Origin of the sequence: Vannielia litorea, assembly GCF_900142295.1 — a bacterium.
GTDB lineage: Bacteria > Pseudomonadota > Alphaproteobacteria > Rhodobacterales > Rhodobacteraceae > Vannielia > Vannielia litorea.
The window spans coordinates 1,583,283-1,607,438 of sequence record NZ_FSRL01000001.1 but is presented as its reverse complement, the minus strand read 5'-3'; the positions used below and the strand labels follow the sequence as shown (position 1 = coordinate 1,607,438).

Below are 24,156 nucleotides of genomic sequence, written 5' to 3'. Positions count from 1 at the left end.
GGCCTTTTCTCTTGAGGGCGGCTCTTCGGGGCCTTGCCTGCGGTACGGCCGCTCATCGCCGGCGATGCGGCGCCTCGGTCAGGCCTCTTTCGGGCGCAGCACCAGCCAGATCAGCGCGCCGCCTGCCAGTGCGAGGAAGGGCGCCATGGCGAGGTTCACCGCGGTCCAGCCCGCCTGGGCGCTGCCGCCGGAGCAGTTCATCAGCCCGCCCGAGGCCAGCGAGGCCACGGTGACGCCGCCGAAGACGATGAGATCGTTGAGGCCCTGCATCCGGCCGCGCTCGTGCGGCGCATGGGCGCCTGCCAGCATCGAGGTGGCGCCGATGAAGCCGAAGTTCCAGCCGAGCCCCAGCAGCACCAGCGCCACGAAGAACTGCTCGAGGTCCACGCCCGAGAGGCCCACGGCCCCGGCGCCGGCGAGGATCACGAGGCCGGTGGCCATGATTTTTTCCACCCCGAAGCGGGCGATCAGGTGACCGGTGAAGAAGGAGGGCGCGAACATCGCCAGCACGTGGGCGGTGACGACATCGGCGGCGTCGCCGGTGTCGAAGCCGCAGCCCACGACGGCGAGCGGCGTGGAGGTCATCACCAGGTTCATCAGCGCGTAGCTGACCATGCCGCAGATCACCGCCACGGCGATGCGCGGGGTCCTCAGCAGCTCCATCCGGCTGCGGCCGCGCGGCGCGTCGTGTGGCGGCACCGGCGGGCGCGGGATGTCGATGAAGAGAAACAGCAGCGAGCCCAGCACGTTCACCGCGATGACGGCGGCATATGTGCCAAGGAAGGGGATCACATAGGCCTGGGCCGTCAGCTTCACGATCTGCGGGCCGAGGATGGCCGAGGCGAGGCCGCCGGCCATGACGTAGCTGATCGCCTTGGGCCGGAAGGCATCGGAGGCGGTGTCGGCGGCGGCGAAGCGGTAGAAGCCCTGGGCCGACATGTAGATGCCGGTGAAGAGCGAGCCGAGCAGGAAGAGGTAGAAGTTCTGGGTGTAGAGGCCCCAGGCGCCGATCGCGCCGCCGATGGCCCCGCCCAGCGTGCCCGCCCAGAAGCCCGCGCGCCGCCCGTAGCGCTGCATCAGCGCCGAGAGCGGCGTGGCCGAGAGCATCGAGCCCAGAACGATCAGCGAGATCGGCAGGGTGGCGAAGCAGATGTTGGGCGCCAGCGACTGCCCCGCCAGCCCGCCGATGGTGAAGATCATGGGCATCTGGCTGCCCAGGATGGCCTGGGCGGCGACCAGCACCGCAACGTTGCGGCGGGCCTTGCTGTCATCGGCTGCGGGAGAGGTTTCGGCGGTGGTCATGGCGCGGTTAGAGCCCAAAGCCGGACCCCGCGCAAGACGCGGCGGCATGCGGCAAACAGTCTGTCTCTCACGTCACCCTTGGCCCCTCGGGGCGGCACGCCTATGGTCCGGTGCGACATGCCAAGGGACCACGACACACGCATCCTCCTGCTGGGCGGCAGCGGAGAGAGCCGGGCGCTGGCCCAGGCGCTGGCCTGGCGCGACGGGATCGCGCTGGAGGTGCGGCTGGCGCGCGCGATGCGCGGGCGGGCCTTTCCGGTGCCGGCGACGGCGGGGGGCTTTGGCGGCGAGGCCGGGTTCAGGGCGTTTCTCGACCAATGGAAGCCCGATGCGGTGATCGACGCGACGCACCCCTATGCCGAGGCCATCACCGCCCGCACGGCGGCCGTCTGCATCGAGCTCGGCCTGCCGCTCCTGCACCACGAGCGCGCCCCCTGGGTGCCGGGCCCCGGCGACGACTGGGCCGAGATCACGTCCCCCGAGGAGAGCGCGGGGCTGATCCCGGAGGGGGCCTGCGTGTTTCTCGGCACCGGGCGGGCCGGGCTGGAGCGCTTTGCCTGCCTCGAGGGCCGCCGGGTGATCTGCCGCCAGCTCGATGCCGCCGACGGGCCGTTCCCCTTCGAGGGGGGCGAGTTCCTGCTCTCGGTGCCGCCCTTCACGATGGCCGACGAGATGAAGCTCTTCCAGCGGCTCGAGGTGGACTGGCTGGTGGTCAAGAACGCGGGCGGCGCGGGGGCGCGGCCCAAGCTCGACGCCGCACGCGCGATGGGCCTGCCGGTGGCCATGCTCGCCCGCCCGCCCGAACCGGAGGGGGTGGCGCGGGCCGAAACGCTGCAACAGGCGATGGATTGGGTGGAGGCGCTGTGAGCGCGGGCCCGGGGCGGATCATCGAGGGCGCTGCCTGCGTGGCCGAGGGGGCGCAATGGCTCGCCGCGAGTTGCCCGAGGATGGCCCATGCGCTGGAGGCTTGCGGCGAGGTGCCGCTGAGGCTGCGGGGCGACGGGTTCGAGGCGCTCCTGTCGGCGATCGTCTCCCAGCAGGTGAGCGTGGCCTCGGCGGCGGCGATCTGGGGCCGGGTGGAGGCGGCGGGTTTTGCCGATCCGGCACGGGTGCGGGCGGCGACGGAGGAGGAGCTGCGCGCGGTCGGGCTTTCGCGGCCCAAGGTGCGCTATGCCCGCGCTCTGGCCGAGGCGGAGATCGACTATGCCGCCCTGCGTGGGGCGACGGACGAGGAAGTGATCGCGGTGCTGACGCAGATGCCCGGCATCGGGCGCTGGACGGCGGAGATCTACGCGATGTTCTCGCTCGGCCGGGCCGACGTGTTCGCCCCGAACGACCTTGCCCTGCAGGAGAGCGCCCGGATGCTCTACGGCCTGCCGGAGCGGCCCTCGGAAAAGGCGCTGCGGCAGATGGCCGAGGCCTGGAGCCCGTGGCGGGCGGTTGCGGCGCGGCTGTTATGGGCCTACTTCCGGGTGGAGAAAAACCGGGAAGGGACGATGTAGATGGCACCCAGAGAGCTGAAGGTCGGGCGGGTCGCGCCGAAATCGGGCAGGACGAAGCAGGTGGTGATTTTCCTGCACGGCTACGGAGCGGATGGAAACGACCTGCTCGGGCTGGCCCAGCCGCTCGGCGCGCATATGCCCGACACGCTCTTCCTGGCGCCCGACGCGCCGGAGCCCTGCCGCAACAACCCGATGGGCTTCCAGTGGTTTCCGATCCCGATGATGGACGGATCGAGCCAGCAGGAGGCGGCCACCAGCATGGCGCAATCGGTGGAAGACCTGAACGCCTTTCTCGACAAGGTGCTGGCCGAGGAAGGGGTGACCCCCGACCAGGTGGCGCTGGTCGGCTTTTCGCAGGGCACGATGTTGAGCCTGCACGTCGCGCCCCGGCGCGCGGAACCCTTCGCCGGTGTCGTGGGCTTTTCCGGGCGGCTGCTCGAGCCGGAGCGGCTGACGGCGGAGGTGAAGAGCACCTTTCCGGTGCTGCTGGCCCATGGCGACCAGGACCCGCTGGTGCCCTTCGAGAGCATGGGGCTTGCGGCCGAGGCTCTGAGCGAGGCGGGCTTTCCGGTCTACACTTTCACCATGGAGGGCACGCCGCACGGGATTGCGCCCGAAGGGCTGAGCCAGGCCTTCGCCTTCCTGCGGGAGTTCCTGCTGAAGGACGGCTGAGCGCGCCGGGTCGGATTCACCCCGGCGTCCGCCGTCCTCGTCGCCGCCTACGGCCCCGCCGGATGCGGCGTTGCGGCATAACCGGCGTCGCGCGGTTGTGCGACCCTGTCACGACCCTGTCACGGAATCGGGGCAATTGTTCAGGCAACACCGCATGTTGCGGGGCTTGCGCAGGGGCAAACCCCAGATATAGTCGAGGAAAGACTCAGGCGCGAGACGCGGGCAAAGACAGGCAGACGGCACAGGCAGACGGGCACGGAGAACAGGCAGATGGACGGTGACTTCAGGACGGCATTCGTTCGAGAACCCACGAACCTCAAACACCACCCCGCGCTGGTGCTGAACGCCGATTACCGACCGCTCTCCTACTACCCGCTTTCGCTCTGGCCCTGGCAGGAGGCCATCAAGGCCGCATGGCTCGACAGGGTGACGATCATCGCCGAATACGACGAGGTGGTGCGAAGTCCCTCCACCGAGATCAGGATCCCCTCGGTCGTCGTTCTGAAAGATTACGTCAAACCCCAGAAGCGCGTGGCATTCACGCGCTTCAATCTTTTTCTGAGGGACGAATTTCAGTGCCAGTACTGCGGCGCGAGGGGCGACCTGACCTTCGATCACGTGGTGCCGCGGGCGCGCGGAGGGCGCACCAGCTGGGAAAACGTGGTCGCCGCCTGCGCGCCCTGCAACCTGCGCAAGGGGTCGCGCCAGCTCGCCCAGACGGGCATGCACCTGCGCAAGCCGCCGCGCGCGCCGGGCGCGGGCGAGCTGATGAACATGGGGCGCCGCTTTCCGCCGAACTACCTCCACGAGAGCTGGATGGACTATCTCTACTGGGATGCCGAGCTGGAGGCCTGACCAGGCACCGGGCGGAGCCGTCGGGCCGGTGGGGGTTTCACACCCCCACACCCCGCGGGATATTTCGAGGACCAATGAGGAGCGGGGCAGACTCAGTCCATCAGATCCTCGAGGCTGAAGCTGCCGATGCCCACGCCAAGCGCGGGCTTGTCGGCGGGCGCGGCGCCGGCAACCGCGGCCTTGCCGACGCTGATGCCGAGGCTGGGCTTGTCGGGGGCCGGGGCGGCGGGGGCCGGCTTTGCCGGGGCAGAGACCACCGCGGGCCCGCGCTCGTGCCACTCGGTCAGCATGTCCCAGGCGGTGTTGTGCATCGCGTAGTGCACGGCGAGGCTCTCGCGCAGGTAGGGCTCGGGCAGGGCGGCGGTGTAGGGCAGGGTCAGCGACAGGTGCACCTGTCCCGGCGCCACCTGGGACATCTTGCAGCACCAGGCGCGGCGGTTGAAATCGGCGATGTCGGCCTCGTCGAAGGCGGCGGGATAGGTGTAGCGGGTCTCGATGCGCAGGAAATTGCAGGGTTTGCCCTCGGGGCAGCCCACCGGAGCGATCACCAGCTTGCTGCCCCTGTACTCGGCCAGAAAGCCCCAGGGCCCGTCCTGCCCCAGCGGCGAGACCTTAAAGCCCATGCCGGTGAGCACGCCCGCGAGGCGGGCCACATGCTCGGGGTCGGACTGGTCGATGACGGCTGGCCCGCCTTGGGCGGTTGCGGCCAGCGGGGCCAGCGCAAGGGCGGCGGAGAGGGCAAGCGGACGGAACAGGTTGGTCATGGCGGGGCTCCCGGAAATGATCTGACGGAAATTGCTGATCCGACTATGGCGGCCCGGGCCGGCTCGGACAACGGGCAAGGCGATGACAAATCCCGTCACGCGCGGTTTGCCCGGTATCGCGCGGGTGCTAGACTCCGGGCAGGCTTGCGGGTAAACCGGGGCCGTTAGCGCTAACGCCGCCCGGAGAGGCGCCGATCCGCAGGGAGAACCCATGGTTTCACGCGTCATTCCCGTCGATCCGTTCGACCTCGTGATTTTCGGCGGCACGGGCGACCTCGCCCGACGCAAGATCCTGCCCGGCCTCTACCGCCGGATGGCCTCGGGGCAGATGCCCAAGGAGGCGCGGATCATCGGCGCGGCGCGCTCCGAGCTCGACCGGGCTGGCTATCAGCAGATGGTCAAGGAGGCGATCGAGGAGTTCGGCGACCCGCGCCACAAGTCCGACGTGGCCGGGGTGGGAGACTTTCTCGAACGGCTCGACTACGTGGCGATCGACGCCAAGGGCGAGGGCGGCTGGCCAGAGCTGAAGGGGCTGATGCGCGATGGCGTGGTCAAGGCCTTCTACTTCTCGGTCGGTCCCAGCCTCTTCGGCGACCTCGCCGAACGGCTGAAGAGCCACGGCATTGCCGGCGATGATGCGCGGATCGTGGTGGAAAAGCCCTTCGGCCACGATCTCGGCTCGGCCAGGGCGCTGAACGCCTCGCTGGCCGCGCATTTCGAGGAGCACCAGATCTACCGGATCGACCACTACCTCGGCAAGGAGACGGTGCAGAACCTCATGGCCGTCCGCTTTGGCAACATGCTGTTCGAGCCGCTGTGGAACAGCCAGTACGTCGACCACATCCAGATCACCGTGGCCGAGACGGTGGGCGTGGGCGGGCGCGGCTCCTATTACGACAAGTCGGGCGCGATGCGGGACATGGTGCAGAACCACCTGATGCAGCTTTTGTGCCTCATTGCCATGGAGCCGCCCGCCAAGTTCGACCCCGACGCGGTGCGCGACGAGAAGCTGAAGGTGATCCGGGCGCTCGACGAGGTGGATCCGCATCACATCGTGCGCGGCCAGTATGACAAGGGGCCGGACGGGCCGGGCTACCGCGACGACGTGGAAGACGCGCGCAGCCGCACCGAAAGCTACGTGGCGATGAAGGTGGGTATTTCCAACTGGCGGTGGGCGGGCACGCCCTTCTACCTGCGCACCGGCAAGCGGCTCAGGGCGCGGGCCTCGGAGATCGCGGTGGTGTTCAAGGATACGCCGCACTCGATCTTCGGCCCCGAGGCCGGGCTGCACCGCAACATCCTGACCATCCGCCTCCAGCCCAACGAGGGCATGGAGTTGGGCGTCACCATCAAGGAGCCGGGTCCGGGGGGCATGCGCCTGATGGACGTGCCGCTCGACATGAGTTTCGCCGATGCGCTGGGGCCCGATGCGGAGGACGTGCCCGACGCCTACGAGCGCCTGATCATGGACGTGATCCGGGGCAACCAGACGCTCTTCATGCGTGGCGACGAGGTGGAGGCGGCCTGGGCCTGGACCGACCCGATCATCCAGGGCTGGATCGACCGGCACGATGTGCCCAAACCCTATGACGCGGGCAGCTCCGGCCCCGATGACGCGCTGGCGCTGATGCACCGCGACGGCCGCAAATGGCGGGACATCAAGGTATGAGGCTGCGCGAATACCCCGATGCCGAGATGATGATGATGGATCTGGCCGACCAGATCTCGTCGGAGCTCACCATGGCGCTGGAAACCCACGAGCGGGCGAGCCTCTGCGTGCCCGGCGGCACCACGCCGGGGCCTGTCTTCGACATGCTCGCGGGCCGCTCCTCGCTCGACTGGAGCCGGATCGCCGTGTTTCTGAACGACGAGCGCTGGGTGCCCGAGGACAGCCCGCGCTCCAACACCCGCCTGATCCGCGAGCGGCTGCTGACCGGCCCGGCAGCGGCGGCCACCTACCTGCCGCTCTATGCGCCGGAGGCACGGCCCGAGGATGCGATGGAGCGGCTCGCCGAGGCGATCGCGCCGCATCTGCCGATCCAGGTGCTACTGCTCGGCATGGGCGCCGACATGCACACGGCATCGCTGTTTCCGGGCGCCGACCGGCTGGCCGAGGCGCTTGCGCCCGATGCGCCGATCCTGTTGCCGATGCGCGCCGAGGCGGCGGACGAGCCGCGCATCACGCTCTCGGCGCCGGTGCTTCAAGGGGCGCTCTCGACGCATATCCTCATCACCGGAGAGGCCAAGCTGGCCGCGCTCCACCGCACGCGGGGCCTGTCCAACGAGGAGGCCCCGGTGCGGGTGGTTCTCGGCGAGGCAACGGTGCATTGGGCACCCTGAGGTGCGGGCGGGACGGCCGTTAAGCCTTCCTGCATCTATTTGAGACACTACGGGCCGGAAGGCGGATCGACGAAAGGATACCATCCATGTGGGACAAGCTGAGGGCCTATCACGCCGAACACGCCCGCCGTCCGATCGCCAAGCTCTTCGCCACGCCCAACCGTGCGAGCAACTTCTCGGCCCGCATGGGCGACATGCTGTTCGACTTCTCCAAGACCTCCATCGACACAGAGGCGCTCTGGCTTCTGATGCAGCTGGCCGAGAAGGCGGGCGTGGCCGCCAAGCGCGAGGCGATGTTCTCGGGCGAAAAGATCAACGACACCGAGGGCCGCGCCGTGCTGCACACCGCGCTGCGCAACCTCGACGGCGGCCCGGTGCTGGTGGACGGGGCCGACGTGATGCCCGGCATCAAGGAGGTGCTCGGCCGGATGGAGAGCTTTGCGGGCGACCTGCGCGAGGGGCGCCTTGCCGGGGCAGGGGGCCGCATCACCGATGTGGTGAACATAGGCATCGGCGGGTCCGACCTTGGCCCCGCCATGGCCTGCCTTGCGCTCGCGCCCTACCACGACGGCCCGCGCACCCATTTCGTGGCCAATGTCGATGGCGCCGACATCGCCGACACCCTGCGCGGCCTCGACCCCCGGCATACGCTGGTGATCGTGGCCTCCAAGACCTTCACCACCATCGAGACCATGACCAACGCAGCCACCGCCAAGGCCTGGATGCGCGAGGGCGGCGGCGACCCCAAGGCGCAATTCGCCGCGCTCTCCACCAACCTTGAGAAGACGGCGGGTTTCGGCATTCCGGCCGAGCGCGTCTTCGGCTTCGAGGATTGGGTCGGCGGGCGCTACTCGGTCTGGGGGCCGATCGGGCTCTCGCTGATGCTGGCGATCGGGCCCGAGGCCTTCCGCGCCTTCCTGCGCGGCGCCCAGGCGATGGACCGCCACTTCCGCGCCGCCGAGTTCAAGGACAACCTGCCCGTTCTGCTGGCGCTTGTCGGGATCTGGCATCACCAGATCTGCGGGTACCCGACCCGCGCCGTGCTGCCCTACGATCAGCGCCTGGCGCGGCTTCCGGCCTATCTCCAGCAGCTGGAGATGGAGAGCAACGGCAAGCGCGTGGGCATGGATGGCGCCAAGCTGACGGTGCCCTCCGGCCCGGTCGTCTGGGGCGAGCCGGGCACCAATGGGCAGCACGCCTTCTACCAGCTCATCCACCAGGGCACGGGCATTGTGCCCTGCGAGTTCATGGTGGCGGCCCGCGGGCATGAGAGCGAGCTGGCGCATCAGCACGAGCTTCTGGTGGCCAACTGCCTGGCCCAGGCCGAGGCGCTGATGAACGGCCGCTCGATGAAGGAGGCCACGTCGCTGATGGCGGCCAAGGGCCTCACCGGCGCCGAGCTGGAGCGGCAGGCCGCGCATCGCGTCTTTCCCGGCTCCCGGCCCTCGACCATGCTGCTCTATCCCGAGCTGACGCCGGAGGTGCTGGGCATGATCATCGCGCTCTACGAGCACCGGGTCTTCGTGGAGGGGGTGATCCTCGGCATCAACAGCTTCGACCAATGGGGCGTGGAGCTGGGAAAGGAGCTGGCCGTCGCGCTCCAGCCCGTGGTGGCCGGAGAGGCCGATGGCGCCGACAAGGACGACAGCACGCAGATGCTGGTGGACTACATCCGCAAGCGGAGGTGAGGGACGGGCGCGCTCTGGCTGCGCCCCGGATCGGGCTCGCGCGGCCGGGTGCAGGTGGCGCACATGGGCGCAACACGGGCCGGGCCTGCGCATCCCTGAACGCCGGCCTTCAGACACACCCTCTGATTGCGACTGTCGGAAAACCTGGAGCGGGTAGCGGGAATCGAACCCGCGCGTTCAGCTTGGGAAGCTGACAGGCTACCATTACATCATACCCGCCGCGACGGTTGGGATACGGCCCGCCGCGCGTTCCGTCAAGGGCCTGAAAAAGAGGCGGGGCGGAGGGGCAGGGCCTGACCTGCCACACACCGCCCCGCAGGGTCCGGCGCGGGGGCATCCCCGCGGCCCGCGGAGACGGCGAGCCGATGGGGAGGATGACCGGGGATGCGTCCCGTCAGCCGCCGGAGGGAGAACTCATGCCGCCTGCTGTGCCGGGCTGGTCGTACCGGGCCGCCCGGCGGGCTGGCTGCCGCAGCGCCCGTCGCTCGGCACAGTGCCGAGGGCGGCGGCAAGGGTGGAGAAGAGGGCCATGCTCATCTGGGTAACGCCTTGAATTCGTTTCGATCCGTCAGCTCGTTGCTGCGTTGAAACAGATATGGGGTACCGGCGCGCGCATTGCCAATGACAAAGCCTGTCATGGATGTGAAGCCCGAGACTCGGCGCGCATCAGCCCCTGCGACGACGTCTCCGCGCGCCCGCCTCGCCGCCACCGCCCGTATTGAACGAGGGCTCCGGGAGCGGCGCGATCCTGCCCAGCTCGGGGAAGGGATCGGAGGCATGGGGGATGCCGTTGGCGGCCACGAAATGCTCCTGGAAGCGCGGTTCGATGGCGGTTTCGACCTTGGTGATCTCGCGCACGATCTGCTGCACCTCGGCCCGCGCGGCGCGGTTGAGCAGGGCGATCCGTGCACCGGTGCCCGCGGCGTTTCCGGCGCTGGCGACCTTGCCCAGCGGCGCGTCGGGGATCATGCCGAGCACCATGGCGTGCTTGGGCGAGATATGCGCCCCGAAGGCCCCGGCGAGGACGATGCGGTCCACCGTGTCGACGCCGAGTTCATCCATCAGCAGCCGGGCGCCCGCATAGAGCGCGGACTTGGCCAGCTGGATGGCGCGGATGTCGCCCTGGGTGACGGTGATGCGCGGGCCGCCCTCGGCGGTGCCGTCGTGGATGAGATACTCGTAGGTGCGGCCCTGGGGCGTGATGCGGGGGCTGCCGGTGGCCTCCGCCGAGCCGATCAGTCCGGAGCGGTCGAGCAGCCCGGCCATGCGCATCTCGGCCACCGCCTCGATGATGCCGGAGCCGCAGATGCCGGTGACGCCGGTGGTGGCGGTGGCGAGGTCGAAGCCCTCTTCGGTGTTCCACAGCTCGCAGCCGATGACCTTGAATCGGGGCTCCCTGGTCTCGGGGTCTATCTCGATGCGCTCGATGGCGCCGGGCGCGGCGCGCTGGCCGGAGCTGATCTGCGCCCCCTCGAAGGCCGGACCGGTGGGGGAGGAGCAGGCCAGCACGCGCCGCTTGTCGCCCAGCAGGATCTCGGCGTTGGTGCCCACGTCGACCACCAGCGCGAGGTCGTCGGACCTGTGCGGGGCCTCCGAGAGGGCGACGGCGGCGGCATCGGCGCCGACGTGGCCGGCGATGCAGGGCAGCACGAAGGCGCGGGCCTGCGGATGGATCGCGCCCGGCAGCAGCGTGGCGGCGGGCAGGTCGAGCGCGTCGGACATGGCCAGCGCGAAGGGCGCCTGGCCAAGCTCCACCGGGTCGATCCCCAGCGCGAGGTGGTGCATGACCGGGTTGCAGACCAGCGTGACCTCGAAGATCGAGGCCGGTTCGACGCTGGCCTCGGCGGCGCAGGCGCGGGCGAGGTCGGCCAGTGCGGCGCGGACGGCGGCGGTCATTTCCGCCGCGCCGCCGGGGTTCATCATGGCGTAGCTGACACGGCTCATCAGGTCTTCGCCGAAGCGGATCTGCGGGTTCATCACCCCCGAGGAGGCCAGCACCGCGCCGCTCTCGAGGTCGCAGAGGTGGGCGGCGATCGTGGTGGAACCGAGGTCGATGGCGAGCCCGTGGAGCGGGCCTTCGTGGAAGCCGGGCCAGAGCGACAGCAGGCGGGGGCCGTGCCCGGCGTCATGCACCGCGCAGGTGACCTGCCAGTTGCCCTTGCGCAGTGCCGGTTGCAGCTGCGGCAGCAGATCAGGGTCGATCTGCAAGCCCTTGATCTCCCAAGACTTCTCGAGCGAGACTTTTAGTCTCTCCAGGTCGCCCGTGGGGGCGTGCATGTCGGGCTCTTCGACCTCGACGAGATAGAGCCGCGTGGCCGGGTCCATCTCGATGGCGCGGGTGTCGGCGCTCTTGCGGATGACCTGCTTGTGCACCTGGCTCTCGGGCGGAACGTCGATCACCACGTCCTTGACGATGCAGGCCTGGCAGCCGAGACGGCGGCCCTCTTTCAACCCGCGCACCCGGTCGTAGCGGGCCTCCACCTCGTTCCAGCCGGTGAGCGCATCCTCGGCGACACTCACCCCGTGCTTGGAGAACTCGCCGAACCCGGGGCTGACCTGGCACTTGGAGCAGATGCCACGGCCGCCGCAGACCGAGTCGAGATCGACGCCGAGTTTGCGGGCGGCGGCGAGAACCGAGGTGCCGGCGGGCACGCGGCCGCGCTTGCCGGAGGGGGTGAAGATCACGAGAGGGTCGGTCATTCTGTGGTGCAGGCCTCGATATCGGCGCGGATGAGCCGCGCCAGGTCATCGGGCCGGTCGGCCCAGAACGGCGGAAGCTGAAGCTCCGCCTTGTCGCGTGTCGCCGTGGGGCAGGGCCCGCCCGCGAGCAGCTCGCAGCGGACGGCCTCGCCCGGTCTGGCGTGAAAGGTCAGAAGGCCGGGCAGGCCCAGGGCCGGGTTGCGGGCGGTGGTTTCGATCCGCTCCGGGTCGAGCGCCGCCATGGGGGCAATGAGCACGCGGTTCTCGGCCTCGAAGCCGTCCGGTTCAAGCACCTCGGTCGAGATCCGCATCTCGCAGTCGGCGGTCACAAGGTCGGTCCGGTAGGTGAACTGGCCCGCGCTCCATTGGGTAGGGAAGGCCTCGTCCTGGCCGGTGCCAGATGTCTGGCTGCGGCGCGAGAGGCCCAGCGCCAGCGCGGCGATGATGACGATCCCCAGGAGGACAGAGATGGAGATGACGGCTATGCGCATGGGGCGGGCCTCCTCGCGGGTGGCCCTTGGATGCCTCGTGGCGCGGGGCGTGGCAAGGGGGAGGCGTGGCAGAGTGGGCCGCATTGCCCCCGGTCAGACACGGCTGAGCGGTGCGGGGGTGAAGTGCAGGCCCGTTCTGGGCGGCGAGGGCGATGCGGCCCCTCATGTCCATGCCGTCCAATTTGCGCCACAGGTCCTAAGGCCGGGTTAACGCCAACGAACACAACGGCCGCCGGGGAAGAATTTTCACGAAAATTCTTCGGGCCCGAAAAATCTTCGTGAAGATTTTTTAGCTCAGACGAGGACGCGCAGGGGCGCGCGGGTGCAGATGACGATGTATTGCCCGCCCGCCTCCACGAGGTGAAAGCCGCGCCGCCGCACCTCAAGCTCCAGCGCCGCGCGCCCGATCTTGCGGTCGACATCCTCGACCTGTCGGCGCACAACGCCGCCGGTCTGCACGGACTTTGCCGCGAAGATCTGGTTGAGCCACTGATCATTGGCCGTAACGGGACGAAGCTGGGTCATCGCCGCAGCATCGGGCACGCGTGGTTAACACCCGGTTAACCCGCTCACGCCCGGCGGCGGCGGCGTCCACCCCGGCCCGCGCCGCCTTCGGCGGCGGCCTGGCTGGCCTCGGCGAAGCTGGCGCCGGCCTCGACGGCATCGAGAATGCGCGAAAAGCCGATCCAGGCGCCGCCGTTCGGGTCGTGGTTCATCAGCAGGTTCGCTGCCCGGATCGCCTCCATCTCCACGGCACGGACCGGGTTCATGATCGCCGAGGTCATCCCCGCGCCGATGGCCATGGGGAGGAAGGCGGCGTTGACGCCGTGGCGGTGCGGCAGGCCGAAGCTGATGTTGGAGGCCCCGCAGGTGGTGTTGACGCCCAGCTCCTCGCGGAGACGGCGCACCAGGGTGAAGACCTGGTGCCCGGCGGTCGCCATGGCGCCGATCGGCATGACCAGCGGATCCACCACGATGTCATGGGCCGGGATGCCGAAGTCGGCGGCGCGTTCGACGATCTTTTTTGCCACGGCAAAGCGCACGTCCGGGTCCTCGGAGATGCCGGTATCGTCGTTGGAGATCGCCACCACGGGCACGTTGTATTTTTTCACCAGCGGCAGCACCAGCTCGAGCCGCTCCTCCTCGCCCGTCACCGAGTTCAGCAGCGGGCGGCCTTCGGCCATCGCGAGCCCGTTCTCCAGCGCGCCGGGCACCGAGCTGTCGATGCAGAGCGGCACGTCGACCACGGCCTGCACCTTCTCGATGAGCTGCTTCATCAGCGTCGGCTCGACGAAGTTGTTGTCGGCGTAGCGCGGGTCTTCGGCCATCTTGTTGGTGAAGACGGCGCCGGAGTTCACGTCGAGCACCGTCGCGCCGCAGGCCACCTGCTCCAGCGCGTCGCGTTCGACGGTGGAGAAATCGCCCATCTCCAGCTCGGCGGCCAGCTTCTTGCGGCCGGTCGGGTTGATCCGCTCGCCGATCACGCAGAAGGGCTCGTCGAAGCCGATGGTGACGGTCTTGGTCTTGGACTCGATGACAGTGCGGGTCATGTGGTTCTTTCTGTGGCGGGGGTCAGGCGGTTTTGGCGGTGGCGGGTGCGCCGTTCTCGGCGGCCCAGGTGGCGCAGGTCTTGATCCCGCCGAGCGGGAAGAAGTGGACCTGTTCGATGTTGGTGGCGCGGCCGTCGGCGCGGGCGGCGGCGAGGCCGGCGAGCACCTCGCCCGGCTCGAAGGGCAGCACCAGCTTGGTCACGTCCCTGGCGCGGCGCTGAAGCACGCGCAGCGAGGGGCCGACGCCGCAGGCGATGGCGAACTTGATCATGGTCTGCAGCTTGGCCGGCCCCGCGATGCCGATGTGGATCGGCAGGGTGATGCCCGCCGCGGCAAGGTCTTCGGCCCATTTTACAACCGGGTCGGCCTCGAAGCAGAACTGGGTGGCAATGGCCATTTCGGCATCGGAGCGCTCGGCAAACTCCTGTTTCCAGCGCAGCGCCTGCATGACGTTCTTCATGCCGCCGTCCGGGTCGATGTCGCGGTTGCCCTCGGGGTGTCCGGCGATGTGGAGCCGGGTGAAGCCGGCGCGGTCGAAGAGGCCGGTTTCCATCAGCTGCATGCTGTCGGAAAAGGCGCCATGCGGCGTGCTGATGCCGCCGCCCAAGAGCAGGCCCTGGGTCACGCCGGCCTCACCCTGGTAGCGGGCGATCCAATCCTCGAGCGTGGCGGCGTCCGGGATGATCCGGGCCGGGAAATGGGGCATCACCTCGAAGCCCTCCCCGGCGATGCGCCGCGCCGTCGCCACCATGTCGTCGATCGGGGTGCCGTCGATATGGGCGATGTAGACGCGGGTGCCCTCCGGCAGGATCTCGCGGAAATCTTCCACCTTCTCGGCGGTGCGGGGCATCACCTCGATCGAATAGCCGGCGATGAACCCGGCGACATCGCCGTTCATCGGGGCGGGCTTCTTGCGGCGGAAGTTCAGGATGGTCATTGCGCGCTCCCAGAGGTTGGCCCCAAATCGGGTCATTTCAGGCGGATTTCGCCCAGCCGTCATTCGCGATCAGGGCGCGGATCACCTCCGGCCCGTGTTCGCTGTCCAGGCGCTCGGCGGTTTCCCGGGCCACTGCGTCGGGGTCGCCCTCCGCGGTGCCCGAGGGCACCTTGCGCCATTCCGAGAGATAGGAATCGCTGTCCTTGGCGCCGATCTTCATGGCGCAGCGGTCGATGGCCTGTTCGAACCGCTCGGGCAACACCGCCTTCGATCCGCGACGGCCCTTGCCGACGATCACCTGCGCGGGGATGTCCCGCCAGTAGACGATGGTGATATCGGCCATGCAGCCTGTTCCTTTCGCGTGTCGTTCCCGGCACCTCTCATCGCCCCGTCTACGCAAAAAACCCGCAAGTTCACGCGCGGTTTTCGACATGGTTCGACGCGGAAACGACAAGCGCCCGTCGCATCCGAGCCTAGGCCCTCGGGCGCGCGGGGGGAAGGGCGGCGGGGGCGGCGGGGGCAGATGCCGTCTGAACCCCGCGGCCCGGCAAAACGGTTGCCTTGGCGCGGGGTTGGGCGTTACGCTGGCGGCAACTCGAAATGGAGGGCGTCATGCCCGCGAAGCGTCCCACCGGTGCGGGCGCGTTCCCCAAAGCGGTCGAACCACCTGCACCGCCGGTTGCCAATCCCGTCGCCACCTATGCGGCGCTGGATCTTGGCACCAATTCCTGCCGGATGTTGGTGGCCCAGCCCAAGGGCAGCCAGTTTCACGTGATCGACAGCTTCTCGAAGTCGGTCCAGCTCGGCCAGGGGCTGGAGGATTCGGGGCGGATCAGCCGTGCCTCGATGGGCCGCACGGTGCAGGCGATGCGGATCTGCCGGAAGAAATTTCACAAGCACAATGTCGAGCGGATGCGCCTTGTCGCCACCGAAGCATGCCGCCGGGCCGGAAACGCGGGCGAGCTGATCGAGATGGTGCGCCGCGAGACCGGCCTGGAGCTCGAGATCATCCAGCCCGAGGAGGAGGCGCGGCTTGCGGTGGTGAGCTGTGCGCCGCTGGTCTCCACCCGCACCGAACAGCTTCTCGTGGTGGATATCGGCGGCGGCTCGACCGAGCTGGTGTGGATCGACATTTCCCGCGTGCCGCGCCCGGAGCGGCCCAAGGCGATCATGCGGTTGCACAAGGGCTTCGTGGCCGATGCGGGCCCGTTTCCCGCCGCCAAGGTGGTGGACTGGATCTCGATTCCGCTCGGCGTGGCCACGCTGCGCGACCAGTTCCGCGACGTGAAGGGCGATGGCGCCCGTTTTGCCCTGATGTCCTGCTATTTCGAGGACATGCTGGCCGAGTTCACGCCCTATCAGGCGGGCGTCGGGCGCGAGAACTTCCAGATCATCGGAACCTCGGGCACCGTCACCACCGTGGCCGCCTCGCACCTCGGGCTGCGGCGCTACGACCGCAACAAGGTGGACGGGCTGCGGATGACCACGGCCCAGATCGACGCGGTGATCCGGGGCTACCTGATCATGGGCGATGCCGGGCGCCGGGCCGATCCGCGCATCGGGCGCGACCGGCAGGCGCTGATCATGTCAGGCGCGGCGATCCTGCAGGCGCTGATGCGGGCCTGGCCGACCGACCGGCTCTCGGTCGCCGACCGGGGGCTGCGCGAGGGCCTGCTCTATGCCCAGATGAGCGCCGACGGCGTGCTGGAGGACGGGCCGTTTTGAGCGGCGCCGGGGTGGCAGGCAGCCCGCAGAGGGCCCGCAGCCCGGGGGCACCATGCCATCCGACGGAACTTGCACCGACCGGCGCGCCAAGCTAACCCGCTCCCATGGCGAAGAACCCCACAGGAAAGAACACCTCCGGACGCGGCCAGCGCGACCTTCGGGTGAAGGTGAAGAGCGCGCGCGGGCGCAAGCTCAGCTCGACCCTCTGGCTCGAGCGGCAGCTGAACGACCCCTATGTGCAGCGTGCCCGCAAGGAGGGCTACCGCGGGCGCGCCGCCTTCAAGATCATGGAGCTCGACGACAAGTATCGCTTTCTGGTGCCCGGCGCGCGGGTGGTGGACCTGGGCTGCGCCCCCGGCGGCTGGTGCCAGGTCGCAGTGCCGCGGATCAACGCGCTCGGCGAGAAGAGCGGCAAGGCGCAGGGCCGGATCATCGGGGTGGACCTCCAGGAGGTGGAGCCCATCGCCGGCGCCGAGTTGCATGTGCTCGATTTCATGGAGGACGGCGCCGACGAGAAGGTGAAGGCCTGGCTGGGCGGCGAGGCCGATGTGGTGATGTCGGACATGGCCGCCGCCTCCTCGGGCCACAAGCAGACCGATCACCTGCGTATCGTCGCGCTCTGCGAGGCCGCGGCCTACCTGGCCTTCGACGTGCTGGCCAAGGGCGGCACCTTCGTTGCCAAGGTGCTGGCCGGCGGGGCCGAGGGCGAGTTGCAGGTGCTGTTGAAGCAGCGTTTCGAGAAGGTCGCCAACGTGAAGCCCGGCGCCAGCCGCGCCGACAGCTCGGAGAAATTCGTCGTTGCCACGGGCTTCAAGGGCCGGTCGGAGGAGTAGTGCCTCCGGCAGTCGTCTCGGAAGGAAAATGCGCAACCTCAGGTAGATTGTCCCGGTCGTCTGGCCCGGCGCTCTGCTCATTCTCTTGCGCCAGATCCGCCGAGGCCAGACGTCACTCGCTGGCGTTGGGGAAGAAGAGCTGCCGGCCATTGGGGGCGAAGGCCTCGATCGCATCCTGCCCGCCGTCCCCCAGGAGCCATCTGGCGAAGGTCTCCGCCGCCTCGATCCGGGTGGCCGGGCAGGCGGCGGGGTTCACCACGATCACGCCATACTGGTTGAAGAGCCTCGGGTCGCCCTCCACCAGGATCTCGAAATCGGCCTTGTTGGCGAAGGTGTCCCATGTTGCGCGGTCGGTGAGCACATAGGCGCCCTGCGCGGTGCCGAGGTTCAGCGTGGCGCCCATGCCGGAGCCGGTTTCAAGATACCATTCGCCCGAAGCGGCCTTGGGGTTGGCCCCGGTCTCGGCCCAGAGCGCCAGCTCGGCCTTGTTGGTGCCGCTGTCGTCGGCGCGGGAGGCGAAGGGCGCGCGGGCCTCGGCGATGCGGGTCAGCGCCGCCACGATATCCTTGCCCTGCGCGTCGGCGGGGTCGGCGGCAGGGCCGACCAGGACGAAGTCGTTGTACATCAACGGATACCGCGCGAGGCCCTTGCCGGAGGCCACGAAGGCCTCCTCGGCCTCGCGGGCATGGGTGATGAGCATGTCGCCATCGCAATTGCCCGCGTTCTCCAGCGCCTGCCCGGTGCCCACGGCGACCACCCGCACGTCGATGCCGGTCGTCTGCTCGAAGATCGGCAGCAGGTGCTCGTAGAGCCCGGAGTTCTGGGTCGAGGTGGTGCTCTGCACGGTGATGTGGCCCTGGGCGAGGGCGGGCAGGGCGAGGAGCGAGAGGGCGGCGGCAAGAATGGGGCGGATCACAGGATCAGTCGTCCTTCGAGGTAGGCCTGCGCCTCGGGGGAGGCGGGGTTGGAAAAGAAGCGGGGCGCGGGGGCATGTTCGACGGCCCGGCCATCGTGAAGAAACACCACGTCGCCCGCCAGCCGCTCGGCCTGGGCGCGGTCGTGGGTGACCAGCACCACCTTCACCCCCCGGCCCGCGGCGCGCAGCGTGATGGCCTCGATCGCGGCGGTGGCCTTTGGGTCGAGCGAGGCGGTCGGCTCGTCGAGCAGCAGAAGCGCCGGATCGGCGGCCAGCGCGCGGGCCAGCGCCAGCCGTTGCTGCTCGCCGCCCGAGAGCCTGCGGGCGGGGGAGGTGGCGATCTGGGTCAGGTCGCATTGCTCGAGAAGGTCGGCGATGCGGGCGGCCCGGGCGGCGCGGGGCTGGCCCGCCAGCTTGAGCGCATGGGCGAGGTTGGCGCGGGCGGTGCGGCGCAGCAGCACGGGCTTCTGGAACACCAGCGCCGGGCGGGCGAGGCGCGGGGCGAGGGTGATCTCCCCGTCGTCCGGCGCGATGATCCCGGCGATGGCCCGCAGCAGCAGGCTCTTGCCCGCCCCGTTGGGGCCCAGCAGCGCGGTGATCCCGGAGCCGCCCAGCGTGAGGTCGATCCCGCGCAGCAGTGCCCGTCCGCCCCGAGCGACATGCAGGCCCCGCACCGAAACGCCGGGCTCCGCGCCACGCGGCTCGGGCCGGGCCAGGGGGATGACGCGGCGCTCAGCCATGGGCCGGTTCGCCGATGCGCTGGCGCAGCCCCATCAACGCGCCGTTGATGACCAGCGAGGCGGTCAGCAGCACCAGACCCAGCGCCAGCGCGAGCGACAGCTCGCCGCGCGAGGTTTCGAGCGCGATGGCGGTGGTCATCACCCGGGTCAGGTGGTCGATGTTGCCGCCCACGATCATCACCGCGCCCACCTCGGCCATGGCGCGGCCCAGCCCGGCGAGGGCGGCGGTGACCAGCGCCGGGCGGGCCTCCCAGAGCAGCGTGGTCATGGCCTGGGCCCGGGTGGCGCGGAGCGCGCGGAGGGTTTCGGAAAACTCGGCATCGAGGTCGGCCACCACCTGCCGGGTCAGGGCGGCGACGATCGGGGTCACCAGCACCACCTGGGCGATGACCATGGCCGTGGGGGTGTAGAGCAGCCCCAGCACGCCGAGCGGCCCGGCGCGGGAGAAGAGCATGTAGAGCGCCAGCCCCACCACCACCGGCGGCAGGCCCATCGCGGCGTTGACGAGGACCGAGAGCGCGCCGCGCCCGCGAAACCGGCCCACCGCCAGCAGGGCGCCCAGCGGAAAGCCGATCAGGCAGGCGATCAGCACCGCCAGTCCGGTGACCTGGGCCGAGAGCGCGACGATCTCCAGAAAATCGGCATCCGCCCGGACGATCAGCCCGGCGGCCTCGGATATGGCGTCGCGGAATGCAGACATGAAGGCAGGCCCCTCCCAAGGCGCTCGGGCGCATCCTAGGCAAGAATCAGGGAGGGCGGAAACCGGACTTTCGACCCTGAAGCGGGCGAATGCGACAAGGGCAGGGCGCGGCCGGCCGCTCAGGGCATGAAAAAAGGGGCGGCGCGACGGCGCCACCCCTTTCAACTTCCGACGAGGGACAGGGTCAGAAGTTGTAGCTCAGGCCGAGGCTGAAGGTATCGGCCTTCACGTCGTTGCCAGTGTCGCCGAAGTCGTCGAACTGGTGGTTCAGGTACTCGCCGCGGACCCGGATATTGTCGGTCGCGGCATATTCGAGGCCGGCACCCAGCACGTAGCCGTCGCCGCTCTCGCCTTCGGAGGTGATGTTGGCGAAGCCTGCGGTGGCATAGGGCAGGAAGTTGCCCGCGTCATAGCCGAGGCGGCCCTTCAGGGCCCAGACATCGGCATCGGCATCAGGGCCGACATCGGGGTTGAGGCCGAGGGAGCTGTAGGCCAGTTCGCCACCATAGACGAGGTTGCCGTTATCCCAGAGATAGCCGCCGTAGAGGCCGTAGTTGTCCTCGACATCGAAGTCGTTGGTAGCGCCTCCGCCGTCGATCTCGCCGGAGCCGGTGCCGAAGCTCAGGCCCACGTAGCCGCCGGTCCAGTCGCGGCCCAGGTCCACCACGGGGGCGGGGGTCGTCACCACATCGTCGGCGAGCGGGGTTTCGAGGTTGCCTGCAAACGCCGGGAAGGCGAGGAGCGCGGGGAGCGTTGCTGCTGCGATAAAGGTCTTCATGTGTCGTTCCTTTTAGGACGCTTTTCGTGTGTGTTCGATTGCATCCGGGCTGAGTGCTCGAGTGCATCTGAGGTCGTTAAACGTTTGTGGCAAGATTTCCGTTCCCCGAAATGCGGGCCATCGGCGTCACGTCTTCGGGAGGTGCCCGTGAAGGGGCGCGGCGCGGCGCCGGCCGGCCCCGGTGGGGCGCGGCGCAGGCACCGAGGTTGAGCTGGCAGCATGGGGAAAGTGGCGGAGAGACAGGGATTCGAACCCTGGGATCCCGTGAAGGATCAACGGTTTTCGAGACCGCCCCGTTCGACCACTCCGGCACCTCTCCGCGATCCCTGTGGTCTCAGGTGGCGCGGATGTATAAGAGCCGGGCGGGCGGCGCAACCCCTTTGAGCGGGCCGAAGGCGCAACGCCCCGACTGAGGCTTCCGCACCACCCCGCGCGGCGAATTCGAGCGCCCCCGATTGACCTGCGCCCCGGCTCGGGTAGAACTCGCCCAAGGTGGGGGCCTGGCTGGTGTTTTGCGCTGGGAGGCGCCCTGTTTCATGAAAGTCATCATTCTCGGCGGAGACGGGTTTTGCGGCTGGCCCAATGCGCTGCACCTGTCGGCACGCGGCCATGACGTGATCATCGTCGACAACCTGAGCCGCCGGAAGATCGACATCGAGCTCGAGGTCGAGAGCCTCACCCCGATCCGGCCCCTGGGCGAGCGCCTGCGGGTCTGGAAGGAGCTGACGGGCCGCGAGATCGGGTTTCACGATTTTACCGTGGGCGAGCACTACCACCGGCTGCTGACGCTCTTCGCCGAGGAAAAGCCCGATGCGGTGATCCATTTCGCCGAGCAGCGCGCCGCGCCCTACTCGATGAAATCGAGCGCCCACAAGCGCTACACCGTCAACAACAACCTCAATGCCACCAACGATGTGCTCTCGGCCATCGTGGAGAGCGGGCAGGACATTCACCTCGTCCACCTGGGCACCATGGGCGTCTATGGCTACGGCACCGCCGGCATGAAGATCCCCGAGGGCTATCTCAAGGTTTCGGTCGATACCGCGCACGGGCCCAGCGAGCAGGAAATTCTCTATCCGGCCAACCCCGGCTCGATCTACCACATGACCAAGACCCAGGATCAGCTGTTCTTTCACTTCTACAACAAGAACGACGGGGTGAAGATCACCGACCTGCACCAGGGCATCGTCTGGGGCACCCAGACCGAGGAGACCCGGATGGACGAGCGGCTGATCAACCGGTTCGACTATGACGGCGACTATGGCACGGTGCTCAACCGCTTCGTGATGCAGGCCGCCATCGGCTACCCGATGACCGTGCATGGCACCGGCGGCCAGACCCGCGCCTTCATCCACATCCAGGACACCTGCCGGTGCATCGAGCTGGCGCTGCTGAACCCGCCGGGCGACGGAGACCGGGTGAACATCCTCAACCAGATGACCGAGACCCACCGCGTTCGGGATCTCGCGCAGATGCTGCACGATCAGATGGGTGCCGAGATCGCCTATCTGGAGAATCCGCGCCGGGAGGCGGCGGAGAACGATCTTCATGTCACCAACGACCGCTTCCTGGGCATGGGGCTTGAGCCGATCACGCTGGAGGCCGGGATGCTGGAGGAGGTGCGCGACATCGCCCGCCGGTACGCCGAGCGCTGCGACCGCAGCAAGATCCCCTGCGTCTCGCTCTGGAAGAGCTGAGGCCGGGCGTGATTTCTGCCGCATCTGGTTCAAATTGTTGACATTGGCTTGGAAAGAGGGCCGCGAAAGCCTATTCCAGAGTGAACCACACCGCGCGACGGAGTAGCCTTTCAGATGATCCGACCCAACCGAGCCCTCAGCGCCCTTCTGCTGGCCGCCGCTCTCTGCGGGGCGGGCGTGCCCGCGCTGGCCGAGGCCGGGCCCAGGAGCGCGTCCGAACGGTCCGAAACCACGCGGATGGAAGAGGCCGAGGCGCGGGCGCTGCTCGACGCGTTGGGGATGGACCGGCTGATGCCGATCCTGCGCGACGAAGGGCTGGCCTACTCCAGATCGTTGCAGGGTGAGCTTTTTCCCGGCGCAGGTGGCGAGGATTGGGCCGGGCTGGTCGACAAGATCTACCAGGTGGACCGGCTCGACCGGGTGATGCTGCGCCGCTTCTCCGAAGAGATGGCCGGGGTCGATACCGCCCCGCTCAAGGCCTTTTTCGAGAGCGAGCTGGGCCGCAGGATCGTCTCGCTCGAAATTTCCGCCCGCGCCGCGCTGCTCGACGACACGGTGGAGCAGATGAGCCGCGAGGCCTACAGCGAGATGGTGGGGGCGGATGACCCGCGCCTCGAGGTGTTGCGCGACTACATCGAGACGAACGACCTCGTGGAAACCAACATCGCCGGCGCGCTGAACTCCAACTTCGCCTTCTACCAGGGCCTCGCCGCCGGGGGCGCGCTGCCCGCCGAGATGAGCGAGGAGGACATGCTGCGCGACGTCTGGATGCAGGAGCCAGACATCCGCGAAGAGACCGAGAACTGGGTCTGGTCCTATCTCGCGATGGCCTACAAGCCGCTCGATACGGCCGATATCGAGGCCTACACGGCGCTCTCGCGCACGCCGGAGGGGCGGGCGCTGAACCGGGCGATCTTCGCGGGCTTCGACGAGCTCTTCACCGATATCTCCCGCGACCTCGGCCTGGCCGCCGCCCGTTTCATGGTCAGCGAAGACATCTGAGCGCCGCCCTGCCGAACCGGGCCGAGAGGTCTGCCGGCACCCTCCTGTCCGCCCGACCGTCCTGCGGTGTGGAGGCGGGTCGGGGCGCCCGGCCTGCCAGGCCCGCAACGCCGGAAACCCCCTTGACAGAAACCCCGTTCCACCCGATAAGCCGCGCTCTACCCGGCAACGGGTGGAAAACCTATGCAACAAGGCCCAGGTGAAGGGCACGCTGTTCGAGGTGGCCGAGAGGCCGGTAACGCCCCGCAAGGGGGACCGCAGGAACGCGACAGACGTAAGGAAAACTACATGTTTGCGGTTATGAAAACCGGCGGCAAGCAATACAAGGTGACCAGCGGCGACGTGCTGCGGGTCGAAAAGCTGGCCGCAGAGGCGGGTGAAACCGTCCAGTTCAACGAGATTCTCATGGTGGGCGCCACCATCGGCTCGCCGATGGTCGACGGGGCCGCCGTGCAGGCTGAGGTGATCGACCAGATCAAGGGCGAGAAGGTCATCCACTTCGTCAAGCGCCGCCGGAAGCACAGCTCCAAGCGGACCAAGGGCCACCGCCAGCAGCTCACCCTGCTGCGCGTCACCGAGATCCTGGAAAAGGGCGGTGACAAGACCGGCGTGAAGGCCGCCATCGGTGCCGGCTCCGTGTCGGGCGCCGCCGTGGCCGCCGCCGTGAAGGCCGCGCCGAAGAAGGCCGCCGAGAAGAAGGCCGAGGCTCCGAAGGCCGAAGCCAAGAAAGCCGCTCCCGCCAAGGCCGCCAAGGCCGAGGGTGGCGACGACCTCAAGCAGCTCTCGGGTGTCGGCCCGGCGCTGGAGAAAAAACTGCACGAAGCTGGCGTGACCACCTTCGCCCAGATCGCCGCCTGGAGTGCCGATGACGTGGCCGAGATGGACGAGAAACTCTCGTTCAAGGGCCGCATCGAGCGCGAAGGCTGGATCGAACAGGCCAAAGAACTGGCCGGCAAGTAAGGAG

General features: G+C 68.7%; 25 protein-coding genes and 2 tRNA genes. 12 read left to right on the top strand and 15 right to left on the bottom strand.

All coding sequences use genetic code 11. From position 1 onward, the window contains the following. Nucleotides 1-78: 78 nt before the first annotated feature. Nucleotides 79-1,302, bottom strand: a complete 1,224-nt coding sequence (locus BUR94_RS07980; RefSeq protein WP_074255671.1) for an MFS transporter — start codon at nt 1,300-1,302, stop codon at nt 79-81. Between the two features lie 117 nt (nt 1,303-1,419). Between BUR94_RS07980 and BUR94_RS07975 the strand changes: the two genes are divergently transcribed. The 4 genes from BUR94_RS07975 to BUR94_RS07960 all read left to right on the top strand — a co-directional run bounded on the left by BUR94_RS07975 (nt 1,420) and on the right by BUR94_RS07960 (nt 4,331). Beyond that, complete coding sequence (locus BUR94_RS07975) at nt 1,420-2,169, top strand: precorrin-6A/cobalt-precorrin-6A reductase (RefSeq protein WP_074257636.1); 750 nt, start codon at nt 1,420-1,422, stop codon at nt 2,167-2,169. Then, the gene (locus tag BUR94_RS07970; protein ID WP_074255670.1) at nt 2,166-2,804 is read left to right on the top strand and encodes a DNA-3-methyladenine glycosylase family protein; all 639 of its coding nucleotides are present in this window, start codon (nt 2,166-2,168) and stop codon (nt 2,802-2,804) included. Before BUR94_RS07975 ends, BUR94_RS07970 begins: the two co-directional genes overlap by 4 nt. Next, on the top strand, nt 2,805-3,476 hold the full coding sequence (locus BUR94_RS07965; RefSeq protein ID WP_074255669.1) for an alpha/beta hydrolase: 672 nt from the start codon (nt 2,805-2,807) through the stop codon (nt 3,474-3,476). It abuts the gene before it with no gap. Nucleotides 3,477-3,746: 270 nt separating this feature from the next. After that, on the top strand, nt 3,747-4,331 hold the full coding sequence (locus tag BUR94_RS07960; RefSeq protein ID WP_074255668.1) for an HNH endonuclease: 585 nt from the start codon (nt 3,747-3,749) through the stop codon (nt 4,329-4,331). 92 nt (nt 4,332-4,423) lie between these two features. Here BUR94_RS07960 and BUR94_RS07955 read toward each other — a convergent pair whose 3' ends face one another. Then, nucleotides 4,424-5,095, bottom strand: a complete 672-nt coding sequence (locus BUR94_RS07955) for a hypothetical protein (RefSeq protein ID WP_074255667.1) — start codon at nt 5,093-5,095, stop codon at nt 4,424-4,426. A gap of 211 nt (nt 5,096-5,306) precedes the next feature. Between BUR94_RS07955 and zwf the strand changes: the two genes are divergently transcribed. The 3 genes from zwf to pgi all read left to right on the top strand — a co-directional run bounded on the left by zwf (nt 5,307) and on the right by pgi (nt 9,123). Next, nucleotides 5,307-6,764, top strand: a complete 1,458-nt coding sequence (gene zwf, locus BUR94_RS07950; protein ID WP_074255666.1) for a glucose-6-phosphate dehydrogenase — start codon at nt 5,307-5,309, stop codon at nt 6,762-6,764. Next, nucleotides 6,761-7,435 carry a 6-phosphogluconolactonase gene (pgl, locus tag BUR94_RS07945; protein WP_074255665.1) on the top strand — a complete coding sequence of 225 codons (675 nt, stop codon included), beginning with the start codon at nt 6,761-6,763 and terminating at the stop codon, nt 7,433-7,435. Before zwf ends, pgl begins: the two co-directional genes overlap by 4 nt. Nucleotides 7,436-7,521: 86 nt before the next feature. Further along, the gene (gene pgi, locus BUR94_RS07940) at nt 7,522-9,123 is read left to right on the top strand and encodes a glucose-6-phosphate isomerase (RefSeq protein WP_074255664.1); all 1,602 of its coding nucleotides are present in this window, start codon (nt 7,522-7,524) and stop codon (nt 9,121-9,123) included. Nucleotides 9,124-9,268: 145 nt separating this feature from the next. Here the strand turns inward: pgi and BUR94_RS07935 are convergent. From BUR94_RS07935 to BUR94_RS07905, 8 genes are all read right to left on the bottom strand, one after another. Further along, nucleotides 9,269-9,342, bottom strand: a tRNA-Gly gene (locus BUR94_RS07935). A gap of 195 nt (nt 9,343-9,537) precedes the next feature. Further along, a complete protein-coding gene (locus tag BUR94_RS21045) occupies nt 9,538-9,660 on the bottom strand; it encodes a hypothetical protein (RefSeq protein WP_281249204.1) in 123 nt (40 codons plus the stop codon). 129 nt (nt 9,661-9,789) lie between these two features. After that, complete coding sequence (locus tag BUR94_RS07930; RefSeq protein WP_074255663.1) at nt 9,790-11,823, bottom strand: ASKHA domain-containing protein; 2,034 nt, start codon at nt 11,821-11,823, stop codon at nt 9,790-9,792. Beyond that, nucleotides 11,820-12,314, bottom strand: coding sequence for a hypothetical protein (locus tag BUR94_RS07925; RefSeq protein ID WP_074255662.1), 495 nt, complete (start codon nt 12,312-12,314; stop codon nt 11,820-11,822). The genes BUR94_RS07930 and BUR94_RS07925 overlap by 4 nt, the downstream gene beginning before the upstream one ends. A gap of 294 nt (nt 12,315-12,608) precedes the next feature. Continuing rightward, nucleotides 12,609-12,839, bottom strand: coding sequence for an N-(5'-phosphoribosyl)anthranilate isomerase (locus BUR94_RS07920; RefSeq protein WP_074255661.1), 231 nt, complete (start codon nt 12,837-12,839; stop codon nt 12,609-12,611). 44 nt (nt 12,840-12,883) lie between these two features. Beyond that, nucleotides 12,884-13,864, bottom strand: a complete 981-nt coding sequence (locus BUR94_RS07915) for a methyltetrahydrofolate cobalamin methyltransferase (RefSeq protein ID WP_074255660.1) — start codon at nt 13,862-13,864, stop codon at nt 12,884-12,886. Nucleotides 13,865-13,886: 22 nt separating this feature from the next. Beyond that, on the bottom strand, nt 13,887-14,801 hold the full coding sequence (locus BUR94_RS07910; protein WP_074257635.1) for a methylenetetrahydrofolate reductase: 915 nt from the start codon (nt 14,799-14,801) through the stop codon (nt 13,887-13,889). 37 nt (nt 14,802-14,838) lie between these two features. Beyond that, on the bottom strand, nt 14,839-15,144 hold the full coding sequence (locus BUR94_RS07905; protein ID WP_074255659.1) for a virulence factor: 306 nt from the start codon (nt 15,142-15,144) through the stop codon (nt 14,839-14,841). Between the two features lie 269 nt (nt 15,145-15,413). Here BUR94_RS07905 and BUR94_RS07900 point away from each other — a divergent pair, with 269 nt between their 5' ends. Together BUR94_RS07900 and BUR94_RS07895 are read left to right on the top strand one after the other, a co-directional pair. Continuing rightward, nucleotides 15,414-16,526: a Ppx/GppA phosphatase family protein gene (locus BUR94_RS07900; protein ID WP_074257634.1), complete on the top strand. Its 1,113-nt coding sequence runs from the start codon at nt 15,414-15,416 to the stop codon at nt 16,524-16,526. 104 nt (nt 16,527-16,630) lie between these two features. After that, entirely contained in the window at nt 16,631-17,359 is a 729-nt protein-coding gene (locus BUR94_RS07895; protein WP_074255658.1) for an RlmE family RNA methyltransferase, read from the top strand. Between the two features lie 112 nt (nt 17,360-17,471). Here BUR94_RS07895 and BUR94_RS07890 read toward each other — a convergent pair whose 3' ends face one another. From BUR94_RS07890 to BUR94_RS07870, 5 genes are all read right to left on the bottom strand, one after another. Beyond that, nucleotides 17,472-18,275, bottom strand: a complete 804-nt coding sequence (locus BUR94_RS07890; protein ID WP_074255657.1) for an ABC transporter substrate-binding protein — start codon at nt 18,273-18,275, stop codon at nt 17,472-17,474. Beyond that, nucleotides 18,272-19,015, bottom strand: coding sequence for an ATP-binding cassette domain-containing protein (locus tag BUR94_RS07885; protein WP_074255656.1), 744 nt, complete (start codon nt 19,013-19,015; stop codon nt 18,272-18,274). Before BUR94_RS07885 ends, BUR94_RS07890 begins: the two co-directional genes overlap by 4 nt. After that, nucleotides 19,008-19,715, bottom strand: a complete 708-nt coding sequence (locus tag BUR94_RS07880) for an ABC transporter permease (protein ID WP_074255655.1) — start codon at nt 19,713-19,715, stop codon at nt 19,008-19,010. The genes BUR94_RS07885 and BUR94_RS07880 overlap by 8 nt, the downstream gene beginning before the upstream one ends. A gap of 184 nt (nt 19,716-19,899) precedes the next feature. Next, entirely contained in the window at nt 19,900-20,493 is a 594-nt protein-coding gene (locus BUR94_RS07875) for an outer membrane protein (protein ID WP_074255654.1), read from the bottom strand. Between the two features lie 229 nt (nt 20,494-20,722). Then, nucleotides 20,723-20,812: transfer RNA gene (locus tag BUR94_RS07870), tRNA-Ser, on the bottom strand. 217 nt (nt 20,813-21,029) lie between these two features. Here BUR94_RS07870 and BUR94_RS07865 point away from each other — a divergent pair. The 3 genes from BUR94_RS07865 to BUR94_RS07855 all read left to right on the top strand — a co-directional run bounded on the left by BUR94_RS07865 (nt 21,030) and on the right by BUR94_RS07855 (nt 24,152). After that, entirely contained in the window at nt 21,030-22,190 is a 1,161-nt protein-coding gene (locus BUR94_RS07865; protein ID WP_074255653.1) for an NAD-dependent epimerase/dehydratase family protein, read from the top strand. 114 nt (nt 22,191-22,304) lie between these two features. Then, entirely contained in the window at nt 22,305-23,192 is an 888-nt protein-coding gene (locus tag BUR94_RS07860; RefSeq protein ID WP_074255652.1) for a DUF2059 domain-containing protein, read from the top strand. Nucleotides 23,193-23,480: 288 nt separating this feature from the next. Next, nucleotides 23,481-24,152, top strand: coding sequence for a 50S ribosomal protein L21 (locus BUR94_RS07855; RefSeq protein ID WP_074255651.1), 672 nt, complete (start codon nt 23,481-23,483; stop codon nt 24,150-24,152). Nucleotides 24,153-24,156: the final 4 nt, after the last annotated feature.